Here is a 13,249-nt window from a genome sequence, read left to right on the forward strand (position 1 = left end):
GCTTTGCATAGAAGGGGCGCGCTGGATAACAATAAAGAGCTGGTCGATCTTGCGAAAAGACTAGAAAAGGCTACCTTGGCTACGATAGAGCAGGGCGTTATGACCGGCGACTTGATTGGATTGTTCAAAAAAGACGGCGTAGAGCCCAAAAAAGTCAATTCAAAACAATTCTTGCAAGAAATCAAGCTTAGACTTGAAAACCTATAAAAACTTTTTGGCGGCTTGCAAACAAGCCGCCAAAAAAAAGATTATATTGTTAGAATTTCCCTTTGCATAAAAGCCGATTTTATGGTAATATATATTGCGGCGTCAGTCATAAGGCTCGCCTGCAGATTTATTAAACCAAAAGGCATATAAATAATACCTAAATATTTTAGGTTTTTTTAAAAAAAATACTAAAAATTTTTGAAGCTTTTGGTTTAAAAATATTAGTCAAATCATTGACATAAAAATCTATAAATGATATTATATTTTGGCACTAATTCGAAGGGGTTGTGTATGCGGGTGTAGCTCAATGGTAGAGCTCCAGCCTTCCAAGCTGGCTGCGTGGGTCCGATTCCCATCACCCGCTCCATTTATGCGCCTGTAGCTCAGCTGGATAGAGCAACGCCCTTCTAAGGCGTGGGTCGGGGGTTCGAATCCCTTCAGGCGTACCAAGTGCGCGGTGGGTATAGCTCAGTTGGTTAGAGCGCCAGGTTGTGGCCCTGGAGGTCAAGAGTTCAACTCTCTTTACTCACCCCAATAGTATAATGGGGTGTCGCCAAGCGGTAAGGCACGGGACTTTGACTCCCGCATTCGTAGGTTCAAATCCTGCCACCCCAGCCATTAATAAGCTGATTGACAACTGAATATTATTACATTGATCCCATTTTTTTGATCCATTAGCTCAGTCGGTAGAGCACATGACTTTTAATCATGGTGTCCCGAGTTCGATTCTCGGATGGATCACCATTTATTTTGCGGATGTGGCGGAATTGGCAGACGCGCCAGACTTAGGATCTGGTATCGTACGATGTGGGAGTTCAAGTCTCTTCATCCGCACCAATTGGAGCTGTATGCGGCAGTAGCTCAGCGGTAGAGTGTCGCCTTGCCAAGGCGAATGTCGCGAGTTCGAATCTCGTCTGCCGCTCCATTTGTGGACCTTTAGCTCAGCTGGTAGAGCAATTGACTCTTAATCAATGGGCCCAGGGTTCGAGTCCCTGAAGGTCCACCATATTTTTTATCCCATTCCCGTTATATGGGAATGGAGATTATCATGATTAACTCGGGAATGCCCGTTGATGGCGTTTTCGGGTTTTTTGTACCATTTTTTAGACCTTTTTTTATTTCAAAATTCCTGTTTCTTTGATTGACTGTATATAATCAGAAGGGGACATATTGGTTATGTCTTTGAATTGCTTTGAAAAGTATTGCAAAGTATCATACCCCAGCATTTCGGAAATGTCTGATATAGAATAAATGCCTTCGGAGATATAGCTTTTTGCCTTTTCGATTTTTAGACGAATAAAATATTGAATAATGCTTTCGCCCATTGTTTCTTTAAATAACTTTTTTAGATAAGTAGGCGAGTAGCCAAGCTTATAAGAAAGAGATTGAATCGTCAGTTTTGATCCTATGCTTTTTTGCATAATATTAATCATCTGCTTGACTATATAATTCTGCGTTTCGTCGGCAGGCTTAGATGATTGCGACTTTTCTTCTAACAAAAAAAGCAGCAGACATTCAAGGCAGTTTTTTATATTTTGTAATGCACCTAACTCAGCCTTTTCTTTTAGGTCAAGGCTGTATTGATACACCAAATTAAGCGGAGCAGAGAAAACTTTTCTGCTTTGGCTTAGCATATTTTTTATAAAAACTCTTTCATTGTTTGAGATTTCCAAAACCGTACCTGCTATTTTATGTATGGGTTCAAGATTACCGTCAAATCCCGTTACTATGACATTGGTATTAGAACGGTTAGGTCTGACGTTATGAAAATGGTTAGGAGCATGAATAAAAGCCTGTCCTTGGCTTAAAATGAAACTTTGATCGATATCAGTAATATCTGCTTCGCCCGAATCGCAATAAACAATTTCCCAAAAGTTATGCTGCTCTCCTTCAAAGCGGAAGTTTTTTGAATAAGCAAAATAATGAAGCGAATAGAGTTTATCTACTGATATTATGTCTTTTATCTCAGTTGGGATATATTTTTCTTCCATAGTTTTTATTATAACAAAAATATAAGGTTTTGTGTCTTATTATATAAACTTATAAGACTTTTTTTATATTTTGTGTTAATTAATCTTGTTATAATAATACTAAACAAAAGAAAAAATTAGGAGAAACCAATGAACGATTATAAGGATATTTACAAAAACTTTTTAATTGACGGTGATTTTGTAAGCCTAGAACGCTATGGCGAAGGACATATCAATGATACATATAAGCTAAGCGTAAGCGATAACGGCAAGATTGTCAATTATATTCTTCAAAGAATCAATAAAAGACTGTTTACCAATGTAGAAGCTTTGATGCGCAATATAGAACTAGTAACAGACTTTTGCCGTAAAAGCGTAATTAAGCGCGGCGGAGATCCTTTGCGTGAATGTTTGACACTTGTAAAAACAAGAGACGGAAAAAGCTATTACTTTGACGGAACAGAATATTTTAGAGTGTATTTGTTTATAGAAAACGCAACAACATACCAGATAGTTAGAAATCCTCAGGATTTTTATCAAAGCGCAGTAGCTTTTGGTAATTTTGCCAATTTGCTTGCTGATTTTGATGCTTCCCAACTTTATGAAGTTTTGCCCAATTTCCACAACACCAAAGTTCGCTATGAAAACTTCAAAAAAGCGGTGGAAAAAGACGAATTTGGACGCAAACAAGAAGTGTTAAAAGAAATCGAATGGGTAGAAGATCACAAATATTTGTGCTCTCAAATCGTGGATAAAATTGCTTCTGGCGAGATACCTCTTCGTGTTACCCATAATGACACAAAACTAAACAACGTAATGATAGACGACGCTACAGGCAAAGCAATAGCAGTTATAGATTTGGATACAGTTATGCCTGGTTCATTGTGCTATGATTTTGGCGACAGCATCCGTTTTGGCTGCAACCCTGCTGCCGAAGACGAACCCGATTTGTCCAAAGTTAACTTCCGTTTTGATCTGTATCAAACCTATCTTGAGGGCTATCTTTCAGCAATAGGCGATTCTATAACCAAGGCAGAAAAAGAAAACTTGCCTATGGGTGCGGTTTTGATGACTTATGAATGCGGAATGCGCTTTTTGACAGATTATCTTGAAGGCGATGTGTATTTCAGAACATCAAGAAAAGGACAAAACCTTGACCGCGCACATACTCAGTTTAAGCTTGTTGACGATATGTTAGCAATCTTTGACAAGATGAAGGCTTTGGTGAAATAATTGATGTCAAACGTCAAAATGACAGAAAATTTTTAGGAGATTTTATGGACGGATTTTTACTGACCGAAAAATTGCTAAGATATGCAAAAAAACATTTACATTTAGATGAGTTTGACGAAGTTTATACGCGCAATGTTTTATTGTCAGAATTAAAATTATCTAAACCTTGTGAACAAAACGCTGATTTATCCAGTATAGACTCAATGGATGTTCCTGACGAGTTATGGCAAGAACTGAAAGAATATGCAATAGAAAACAACCTTGCTGACGACGATACTGCCGATATTTTTTGCGCAAATATATTTGGACTGCTTACTCCCGTACCGTCAGAGATTAATAGAGAGTTCCATATAATTAAGGAAAAGAGCGGAATACAGGCAGCTTGCGATTATCTTTTTGATATGTGCATCAAAAACGGCTATATCCAAAAGACGGCGATAGCACGAAATCTAAAATGGGATTATGAAGACGAAAAAAACAAGCTGGAAATAACGATTAATCTTTCCAAGCCCGAAAAGAACAATAAAGATATAGCAAAACTGCTTACTATGCCGCAGGGAAACAAATATCCTCAATGTATGTTGTGTAAGGAAAATGAAGGCTTTGAAGGCACTATGACTCATCCGCCTAGAAGAAATCTTCGTACCATAAAAGTTAATCTAAACGGTGAAAAATGGTTTATGCAGTATTCACCTTATGCATACTATGATGAACATTGCATTGTCATCAATGAAGAACATATTCCCATGCGTGTAGATGAAAAAACGCCTTATAAGCTTTTGGACTTTGTAGATGCTTTTCCTAATTACTTCATAGGCAGCAATGCTTCATTGCCCATTGTAGGCGGATCTATTCTTAACCACGAACATTATCAAGGCGGACGCCATCTGATGCCTATGCATTTTGCCAAAATCAAAAAGGAATACACAGCTTCAAAATATCCTGATTTGAAAATAGGCATACTTGACTGGTACAACAGTGTGATCCAGATAGAAGGCAAAAGCAGAGATTGTGTCGCAGCTTTTGCAGCTGAGGTTATTAAAGAATGGAAGGAGTTTTCGTGTCCCGAATGCGAAATCATAAGCCATACAGGACAAACTCCGCACAATGCAGTATCGCCTATATGCAGAAAGTCAGGCGACACTTATATAATGTCTTTAATACTTAGAAACAACCGTACTAATGAACAATACCCCGACGGTATTTTCCATGTTCATCCCGAGTACCAAAACATCAAAAGCGAAGGCATCGGCTTGATTGAAGCTATGGGCTTGTTTATACTGCCTGGACGCCTAAAACGCCAGCTTGACGAAATAGAAAACATACTTTTCGGAAAATCGCAATATGACCAAAATTTATACAATGATAAAAATCATGACTTATATATTCATAGAAATATGATTCAAAAACTTATGAATGAGGGCATGGCAAAAGACAAGGCGCAAGCACATGAAAGAGTTCAAAACTATGTAAACCGTGTTTGTGCTGCAATTTTAGATAATACATCCGTATTCAAAAATGATGAAATCGGCAAAAAAGGTTTCCAAAAGTTTATTAAAACATTAAATCTACAGGAGGTTTAAAAAAAATGGAACATATTCTTGTAACAGGCGGCGCCGGATATATAGGCAGCCACACGCTAGTAGAACTGTTAGACCGCGGATATAAAGTATCGGTTATTGACAATCTATCTAACTCCTGTGACGAGTCATTAAGACGCGTAAAAGAGATAACATGCAAAGATTTTGTTTTTTACAATGCTGATTTGCGTGACCGTGAAGCGATGGAAAAGATTTTTGCTAACAATACATTTGATGCAGTAATTCACTTTGCAGGACTAAAGGCTGTGGGCGAATCCTGCTACAAACCGCTCGAATATTATGACAATAATATTTACGGCACACTTGTATTGCTAGAAACAATGAGAAAATATAACGTCAAAAAAATAGTCTTTTCTTCTTCCGCCACAGTTTACGGTACACCAGAATGTCTGCCCTTAACCGAGACATGCAAAACGGGCGGTACCACCAATCCTTATGGTTCAACCAAATATTATCTTGAAGGAATTTTGACCGACCTTTATAAGTCAGACAACTCATGGAATGTAATAATTCTTAGATATTTCAATCCCGTAGGCGCGCATAAAAGCGGAAAAATCGGCGAAGATCCTAAAGGCATTCCTAATAACCTTATGCCTTATGTAGCGCAAGTAGCAAGCGGAAAATTAGAAAAAATAAGGGTATTTGGCAACGATTATCCTACTCATGACGGTACAGGAGTGCGTGATTTTATACATGTAGTGGACCTTGCATTAGGACATATCGCAGCTATCCAAAAATGCACTCAAAGCGGCGTACATATCTACAATCTAGGCACAGGAGTTGGATACAGCGTATTAGATATGATACATGCGTTTGAAGAAGCCTGCGGCAAAAAGCTGCCTTATGAAGTGGTAGAAAGACGAAGCGGAGATATTGCTTCATGCTATGCCAACGCCGACAAAGCCAAGAAAGAATTAGGCTGGGAAGCAAAATACGGCATAAAAGAAATGTGCCGCGATCAATGGAACTGGCAGAGCAAAAATCCTAACGGATATTGTGATTAGTTTTTTAACAAAAGATAAAATCATGAGAAATCAAAAAAGGATGCATATCATTGCATCCTTTTTTTGTTACCAAACTTCTACTATCTTAATCATGGGTTTTCTTTCCATAAGAACTATATATGCGTAAGTGGGATGACCCATGCGGGGAAGACCTAAACTACCTGGGTTAACAAGCGTACATCCGTTTATGGTCTCCATATATGGAATGTGCGTATGTCCATACAAAACCAAATCAGCATTTACTTCGTTTGCTCTGTATATCAGGTCGTTTAAGGATTCTTTTACATGATATTTATGTCCATGGGTTATAAGCAATTTATGACCGTCTATATCCATAACAACTTCATCGCCTGCTTGAGAAAACATATCGCAATTACCCTTAACCATAATCAGTCTGTCGCCCAAAAGGTTTTTATATGGATAAATCGAGTTGATTCCATCGCCTAAGAATATCACATAATCGCTTTCAGTTAAAATGCCGCTTATTTTTTTTAACGGTACGGTGTTAGAATGAATATCAGATAATACTACTATTCTAGTCATCATTTTGCCTTTAGTTCAATATATTTTTGCTTTAATTCCGCCAATGCTCTTGCTCTGTGGCTGACTTGATTTTTTTCAAAAGCTGTCGCCGCTCCAAAACTCTTTTTTAGGTCATACGAAAAAAACAACGGGTCATAGCCGAATCCGCCTGTTCCTTCAGGCTGATTCATAATTTCGCCGAAAGTTTTGCCCTCCGCGGTAATTTCTGTTCCGTCAGGTAAAAGCAATACCATTGTGCATACAAAGTACGCACTTCTGTCGGCTACGCCTTGAAGATTATTCAGAAGTTTCTGATTGTTCTTTTGAGAATCAGCATCAATGCCCGCATATCTTGCCGACATTATTCCGGGTTCGTTGCCTAAGCTGGGGACGATAAGTCCGCTGTCATCAGCCAATACCGCCATAGTACCATTGATGCTCTCAAATACCGCTCTTGCCTTTATACGCGCATTTTCCAAGAATGTGGTACCGTTTTCTTCCGGATTAATGTCCAGTCCCAGGTCTTTTAATGACTTTATTTCTTCAAAAAAATCGCCAAGAATTTCTTTTATTTCTTTGGCCTTGCCTGCGTTATTAGTTGCTACTGCTAATAGTTTTTTATTCATAATTTGACCTTAAGATTTTGCTTAAAGCATAACATATTTTTTAGATTTAGCACATAAAAACCATTATAATGATATATCGTTTGTCTTTGATTATGATATAATAAAAAACAGACGAGGTGAATCATGGATTCTCAGACTTTTCAAGTTGTCAAAGATTTGATTGCCCAAAGTCAAAACATCGTCTTTTTTGGTGGGGCTGGGGTTTCTACGGCTTCGGGAATTCCTGATTTTAGGTCGGCGACAGGACTGTATAATCAGAAATCAAACACCGATTATTCGCCAGAATATATGCTGAGTCATGAATTTTTTATAAAACATCCTGATCAGTTTTCTGATTATGTCAGAAACAACCTAATTTATGATAAAGCCAAGCCCAATAATGCGCATAAGGCATTGGTAGTGCTGGAAAAACAGGGCAAATTAAAAGCAGTCATTACTCAAAACATAGACGGATTGCATCAGCAAGCTGGAAGTACTAATGTTTTTGAACTGCATGGCAATCTTACTGATTATTATTGCATAGGCTGCAAAAAGGAATACACCAAAGAAGAGTTTTGCGCTCATTCAGGTGCTTTTTTGTGCAAAAAATGCGGCAAAGTAATTAGACCTAGAGTTGTATTATACGGCGAAGGTCTTGATATGAATGTTTATTGGACTGCTGTAAAATATATTCAGCATTCTGATGTCTTTATAGTAGGCGGAACATCGCTTGTGGTGTATCCAGCGGCCGGGCTTTTGGATTTTTATTCAGGACATAGACTTGTTTTGATTAACATGGAAAAGACGCCTGCCGACAGCAGAGCAGATTATGTGCTTCAAGGCGATGTATCTAAAATTTTGTGGGATTTGGTAAATTAAATATATATTTTTTTAGGAGGTAAAATTATGCCGCATATTTCAGTTAAAATGCTAAAGGGCAGAACAGAAGCCCAAAAGGAAAAGCTGGCGACAGAGCTTGCTAAGACCTTACAAAATGTATTGGGAATAGGAGATACTCATATTTCGGTATCTGTTCAGGACTATACAGCGCAAGAATGGCAGGAAGTATTTAAACAAGAAGTTACGGACAATATGCAAAACATAAGAATAAAGCCCAAATACGATCCTAAGGATTTGTTATAAAAAGGGTATATAAACAGGGTATAACATAATTATTGCCAAAATATGTTTTAAGTTTTGAGTGATATCAGAAGTAATATTTGACACAATAATATTATGATGATATACTCTGTTTTAGAAAATATTTTTGTTTTTTAAAATGCAGAGGATATTTTTCCTTTGCATTTTTTTATAGGAGAAACATGTTTGAAGAACTTAATTTATCGCAAGACATTCTAAATGCGCTTTCATCAGGTGGTTTTGTAACGCCTACCCAAATTCAATCCCAATGTATTCCGCTTTTATTAGAAGGACATGATGTAGTGGGACGGTCGCAGACGGGTTCAGGCAAGACTTTTGCTTTTGGATTACCTATTTTAGAAAAAATAAGCCATGAACAAGACGGGATTAATGCGCTTATTATTTGTCCTACAAGAGAGCTTGCATTGCAGGTTACGGATGAACTCAAAAAAATATCCAAGTTCAAAAATTCTTGCAATGTCGTGCCTGTTTATGGCGGGGCTGATATGATGAGACAGATAAAAGCACTCAAAACAGCCAAGGTTGTAGTAGGCACACCCGGAAGAATTATTGACCATATAGAAAGACACACTCTCAAACTTAACAATATAAAAACTGTGGTTTTGGATGAAGCTGATGAAATGCTTAATATGGGTTTTAGAGAGGATATAGAAACCATTTTGAAATCTACGCCCAAAGACCGTCAGACTGTTATGTTTTCGGCCACCATGCCTTACGAGATAAAAGAGATTACCAAGCTGTATATGAATGATCCCAAATATATCGAGATCGGTCAGAATAACAGCACTTTGGACGAGATAGAACAGCATTATGTCAAGGTTTTCAAAAACCAAAAGAAAGAAGCGCTAATTGAGTTTTTAGAAAAAGATTCACCTAAAAGAACTATTATTTTTTGCAATACCAAACGCATGACCGAAGAACTGGAGCATTTTTTATACCAAAAAGGTTATCTGGCTTATTCTTTACATGGCGATATGCGCCAGAGCCAAAGACAGCGTGTCATGAGGTCAATCAAAGCGGAAGAGAGATTTATTTTGGTAGCGTCTGATGTCGCCGCACGCGGAATTGATATAAAAGATGTTGATTATGTAATTAATTATGATTTGCCCAATGATTTGGAATATTATATTCACAGAATAGGGCGAACAGGCAGAGCAGGCAAGGCGGGCAAAACCTTGACTATAATCAACGGCGAGGAGCAGCTTAATCTGTTAAAAGAATATATAAAAAAGACCAATTCCAAAATACATGAAATAAGGCTTTCTATGAGCGTGGACGAATACGCAGATATATCAAGCCGTCAATCAAAAAAATACGCTGCTGCCAAAGCTAGTATGAAATCCCAAAAGCCGGTTGAGAAAGACTTGCCTAAATTCAACCGCAATAAGCTTAATACAAAAACTCAAAGACCAGAAAAATCCCAAAACGGCTTTTCTAAATTTCAAAGTTTTAAAACAAGTAAATTCAGCCAGGAAAGTTCATTTTCTAAGGCATCTGGGTTTTCTGAAAGCACAGAATCAAGACGTCAAAGAAATTCTAAAAGCGGCTATAAGGGCAGCAAAAAAGAAAACAGTTTTACAGATAAAAAATCAAAACACGAAAAATCATTTGATTATAAAATTGCTGGTTTTGACGACTTTGAAAAAACCAAAAAGTCCAAAAAATCATATAAGCTAGACTCAAACAAGGGAAAAAAGAATCAAACTAAACCTGAAGAAAAAAAGTTTTATGATAAATTTTTAAAAAAGAAAAAAAAGACCGTCTAAAAAAGACGGTCTTTTTATATTTTTTATAAATTCTATATTCCCCAGAACAGCCAGATTAGAACATAACCGGTGATTACTGCGGCTAGAGTAAAAGGTACGCTTATTTTCATAAATTGTCCTGCTTTTACTTCGTAGCCTTCCTTTCTCAAGATTCCAAGTCCTGTTATGTTGGCAGATGCGCCGATAGGTGTCAGATTGCCGCCCAATGTTGCACCGCTTAGCAATCCAAAATACAATACAGTCGGATCAACGCCTAGCATAGAAGCAATTCCTGCAACGACAGGAAGCATAGTGGCGGTGTAGGGGATATTATCAATAAATGCTGAAACAAGTACGGACGCCCATACGATAATTGTATAGATAAGGAAAAGATTTCCGCCGCCTGCTTTTTTGATTAATTCGGCGATCTTGTCCACTACGCCAGCCTCGCTTATTCCTGCAATTATTATAAACAAGCTGCCTAATAATAACAGGGTAAAGAAATCTATTTCTTTTATGGTGTCTTTTAATACAGAAAAATCTTTGGTCTTAATTAATGTATAAATTAATCCTACTATCAACAAGCCTACACAGATAAGTCCGTTGGTAATGGATAGTTTGTATTCTTCGGGTATAAAGGAAGCTATTATCAACAAAACAATCATACCAAGGAGCAGAATTGTTGGAACATAATCATTAACTTCGGTGCTTTGATTAATTGTAAGAGGTTGCTTGTCCTTTCTAAATAGCCATACCAATATCAATGTTGACATAATGGCGGCAATTTGTACCACAAAAAACAGTCCAGGACGGTTCTGGTAAACAAAGAAATCCATGAAATTCATACCTGTTTTAGAAGCAAGCATTATTGAAGTGGTATCGCCTACAAGCGTTGCCGCACCTTGCAGGTTTGACGAAATTGCTATCGCAATAATGCTTTTTACAGGTGATATTTTGAGCTTTTTTGAAATATCAAGAGCCACAGGTGCTACCATTAGTACGGTCGCTACATTGTCAACAAATGCGCTGATAAGGCCTGCAAATAGCGCCAGTGCGATTATAGCCCAGTTGACGCTTGGCATCTTTTTTATTAACAAGTCGGCCATAAGCGCGGGCATTTTGGAAGCTATGAATAATGCCACTATACCCATAGTTCCGCCAATCATCAGCAAGACATTCCAGTCAACCGCAAAAAAGACTTTATTAATAGGGAGTATTTGCAAAATTACAAACAATGCTGCTGAACACAAGGCAATGTATGCACGCAATTTCGGAAATATCATCAGGCAGATGTAAGTTATAATAAAAATAACTAAAGCCAAAATTAATTGCATTGGTTTTCCCCTTGTACTAAAAATATTAAACCCATTATAAATTATAAAAGGCATTAAATAAAGAGAAAATTAAAAAAATTTTCTAATTGGCTTGCTTAAAAAAAATAGTTTTTAAAAGTTATTTTAAATAATTGTATTTTTAATGAATAAAGATTTTCCGCAATAAAAGCTTTTTTTTATTAAAATCAAATTAAGGAAAAAAGAAAGATAGAAAAGCTAACATACCTAATTTTTGGGTGCTGATGCGCCTGTGTTTTTTATGCTCTGCTGCAAAGCGGCTACAAGGTCGATAGCCACATTAGGTACGCCTTCTTTGGATGCAACTATTTCTTTTCCGCGTATTTTCATATCTATTGCGGCTCTTAATTTTGCCTGATATTCATCTTTGTAGTCTTGAGGATTAAACTTCCCGCTCATGCTGGCGATCAGATTTTTGGCTAATTCAAGTTCGTTTTTGCTGACCTTAACTGAAGAATCATAAACAGGCGGTGCGCCTATTTCTTCATGAAAATACATAAGATTCATAATCATTGTTTTGTCTTTTATTCGTATGCTTACCAAGTTTTGTTTGTTTGACATCACAGTGCGTGCAATAGCAGCTTTGTTTTGGCTTTGCATAGCAGCTCTTAATAGTTCAAAAGGTTTGGCTGCGCCGTCAGGATGAACATAGTATGATTTGGCAAAATATATAGGATCAATTTCTTTTATATCTACAAATGATTCTATTGTTATGGATTTGTCTTTAGGGGTTTTGATTTTTTCAAAGTCTTCATCATCCATTATGACATATTTGTCGGGTTCATATTCATAGCCCTTGACAATATCTTTTGGGCTTACCTCTTCGGTGCAGCTAGCACAGAACTTTTTGTAATGTATGCGTTCTTTGGTCTTGCGGTGCAGTTGATTGAAGCTGATATCATTATTTTTGACCGCAACTTCCAGCTTGACCGGAATATAAACAAGTCCAAAAGTAATCGACGCTTTGCTAAATGCCATAATTTATCCTTTTTGATTAAATCAGAAAATAAAAACATAACATATTTATCTATGCTACTATCAAATATTATTCCAAATTTGAGCTAAAATAATCCGAGAGATATATGTTCTTTTATATTTAGTCAAATTTTACTATATAGCTATTAAATCCACAAAAGTTGTTTGAATCTAAATTTTATTGTGGTATAATTCATTTATTAAAGGAAGCTTGATATGTATCGTCATTTTTTAAAACCAGTAATTGAATATTTAATAGCATTAATAGGATTTATCGTTATTTTGCCGTTATTTTTATCATTGATGTTAATAATAAAAATTGATTCACGCGGACCTGTTTTTTTCAAACAAAACAGAATTGGCAAGAATAAAAAGATTTTTAAGATTTTGAAATTTAGAACGATGCGTATTGATACGCCCAAAGATGTTCCTACGCATTTACTTGAAAATCCCGATCAATATATAACTAGAGTAGGACGTTTTTTGAGAAAAACTAGCCTTGATGAGTTGCCGCAAATACTTAACATTCTGGGCGGTAAAATGGCTATTATTGGACCTAGACCTGCCCTTTGGAATCAAGATGATTTGATTGCAGAGCGCGATAAATATAATGCTAATAGTATAAAACCTGGACTTACAGGTTGGGCGCAGGTTAACGGAAGAGATGAATTACCTATCCCTATCAAAGCGCAATTTGATGGAGAATATGTTAAAAAGCTTAATTTCTTTTTTGACATAAAAATCTTTTTTATGACTATATTCAAGGTTTTAAAAAGAGATGGCGTCAAAGAAGGAAAGACAACAGAAGTTTTAGACGAATCAGTTTCTAATCAAAATATATAGAAGGAAAAATAATGGCTGTTAACATAGCAAT

The 13,249-nt window shown here is 36.8% G+C and carries 13 protein-coding genes and 8 tRNA genes; 16 read left to right on the forward strand and 5 right to left on the reverse strand.

The features are described from left to right. The 9 genes from VIL26_03040 to VIL26_03080 all read left to right on the forward strand — a co-directional run. Nucleotides 1-207 (forward strand): NADP-dependent isocitrate dehydrogenase (locus tag VIL26_03040; GenBank protein HEY8389914.1); only part of this gene is annotated, 207 nt, incomplete at its 5' end. A 293-nt stretch (nt 208-500) separates the two neighbouring features. After that, nucleotides 501-574: transfer RNA gene (locus VIL26_03045), tRNA-Gly, on the forward strand. Between the two features lie 5 nt (nt 575-579). Then, a tRNA-Arg gene (locus VIL26_03050) sits at nt 580-656 on the forward strand. An 8-nt stretch (nt 657-664) separates the two neighbouring features. Further along, nucleotides 665-741 (forward strand) — tRNA-His (locus VIL26_03055). Nucleotides 742-750: 9 nt separating this feature from the next. Next, nucleotides 751-825: transfer RNA gene (locus tag VIL26_03060), tRNA-Gln, on the forward strand. A 50-nt stretch (nt 826-875) separates the two neighbouring features. Then, nucleotides 876-951: transfer RNA gene (locus VIL26_03065), tRNA-Lys, on the forward strand. Between the two features lie 8 nt (nt 952-959). Continuing rightward, nucleotides 960-1,044: transfer RNA gene (locus VIL26_03070), tRNA-Leu, on the forward strand. 13 nt (nt 1,045-1,057) lie between these two features. Beyond that, a tRNA-Gly gene (locus VIL26_03075) sits at nt 1,058-1,132 on the forward strand. 5 nt (nt 1,133-1,137) lie between these two features. After that, nucleotides 1,138-1,213: transfer RNA gene (locus VIL26_03080), tRNA-Lys, on the forward strand. Nucleotides 1,214-1,322: 109 nt separating this feature from the next. Here VIL26_03080 and VIL26_03085 read toward each other — a convergent pair. Continuing rightward, nucleotides 1,323-2,198 carry a helix-turn-helix transcriptional regulator gene (locus VIL26_03085; GenBank protein HEY8389915.1) on the reverse strand — a complete coding sequence of 292 codons (876 nt, stop codon included), beginning with the start codon at nt 2,196-2,198 and terminating at the stop codon, nt 1,323-1,325. 129 nt (nt 2,199-2,327) lie between these two features. Between VIL26_03085 and VIL26_03090 the strand changes: the two genes are divergently transcribed. The 3 genes from VIL26_03090 to galE are packed head-to-tail and all read left to right on the forward strand — an operon-like array spanning nt 2,328 to nt 6,015. Continuing rightward, the gene (locus VIL26_03090; GenBank protein ID HEY8389916.1) at nt 2,328-3,410 is read left to right on the forward strand and encodes an aminoglycoside phosphotransferase family protein; all 1,083 of its coding nucleotides are present in this window, start codon (nt 2,328-2,330) and stop codon (nt 3,408-3,410) included. 44 nt (nt 3,411-3,454) lie between these two features. Then, nucleotides 3,455-4,993 (forward strand): UDP-glucose--hexose-1-phosphate uridylyltransferase, encoded by a 1,539-nt coding sequence (locus VIL26_03095; protein ID HEY8389917.1) that lies wholly within the window; start codon nt 3,455-3,457, stop codon nt 4,991-4,993. Nucleotides 4,994-4,998: 5 nt separating this feature from the next. Further along, nucleotides 4,999-6,015, forward strand: coding sequence for a UDP-glucose 4-epimerase GalE (galE, locus tag VIL26_03100; protein ID HEY8389918.1), 1,017 nt, complete (start codon nt 4,999-5,001; stop codon nt 6,013-6,015). Between the two features lie 66 nt (nt 6,016-6,081). Here the strand turns inward: galE and VIL26_03105 are convergent, their stop codons facing one another. Together VIL26_03105 and rdgB are read right to left on the reverse strand one after the other, a co-directional pair. Continuing rightward, nucleotides 6,082-6,558, reverse strand: a complete 477-nt coding sequence (locus VIL26_03105) for a metallophosphoesterase (protein ID HEY8389919.1) — start codon at nt 6,556-6,558, stop codon at nt 6,082-6,084. Next, a complete protein-coding gene (gene rdgB, locus VIL26_03110; GenBank protein HEY8389920.1) occupies nt 6,558-7,163 on the reverse strand; it encodes an RdgB/HAM1 family non-canonical purine NTP pyrophosphatase in 606 nt (201 codons plus the stop codon). The genes VIL26_03105 and rdgB overlap by 1 nt, the downstream gene beginning before the upstream one ends. Nucleotides 7,164-7,286: 123 nt before the next feature. Between rdgB and VIL26_03115 the strand changes: the two genes are divergently transcribed. The 3 genes from VIL26_03115 to VIL26_03125 all read left to right on the forward strand — a co-directional run bounded on the left by VIL26_03115 (nt 7,287) and on the right by VIL26_03125 (nt 10,069). Beyond that, entirely contained in the window at nt 7,287-8,021 is a 735-nt protein-coding gene (locus VIL26_03115; protein HEY8389921.1) for an NAD-dependent protein deacylase, read from the forward strand. 27 nt (nt 8,022-8,048) lie between these two features. Continuing rightward, a complete protein-coding gene (locus VIL26_03120) occupies nt 8,049-8,285 on the forward strand; it encodes a tautomerase family protein (GenBank protein HEY8389922.1) in 237 nt (78 codons plus the stop codon). A 179-nt stretch (nt 8,286-8,464) separates the two neighbouring features. Further along, complete coding sequence (locus VIL26_03125) at nt 8,465-10,069, forward strand: DEAD/DEAH box helicase (protein ID HEY8389923.1); 1,605 nt, start codon at nt 8,465-8,467, stop codon at nt 10,067-10,069. 32 nt (nt 10,070-10,101) lie between these two features. Here VIL26_03125 and VIL26_03130 read toward each other — a convergent pair whose 3' ends face one another. Together VIL26_03130 and VIL26_03135 are read right to left on the reverse strand one after the other, a co-directional pair. Beyond that, on the reverse strand, nt 10,102-11,382 hold the full coding sequence (locus VIL26_03130) for an SLC13 family permease (GenBank protein HEY8389924.1): 1,281 nt from the start codon (nt 11,380-11,382) through the stop codon (nt 10,102-10,104). A gap of 225 nt (nt 11,383-11,607) precedes the next feature. Next, a complete protein-coding gene (locus tag VIL26_03135) occupies nt 11,608-12,378 on the reverse strand; it encodes a Ku protein (GenBank protein HEY8389925.1) in 771 nt (256 codons plus the stop codon). Between the two features lie 213 nt (nt 12,379-12,591). On the opposite strand from VIL26_03135, the gene VIL26_03140 reads away from it, so the two are divergent. After that, nucleotides 12,592-13,218, forward strand: a complete 627-nt coding sequence (locus VIL26_03140) for a sugar transferase (protein HEY8389926.1) — start codon at nt 12,592-12,594, stop codon at nt 13,216-13,218. Nucleotides 13,219-13,249 lie beyond the last annotated feature (31 nt).

This window comes from Clostridia bacterium (assembly GCA_036562685.1).
In the GTDB taxonomy this organism is placed as follows: Bacteria; Bacillota; Clostridia; order Christensenellales; family DUVY01; genus DUVY01.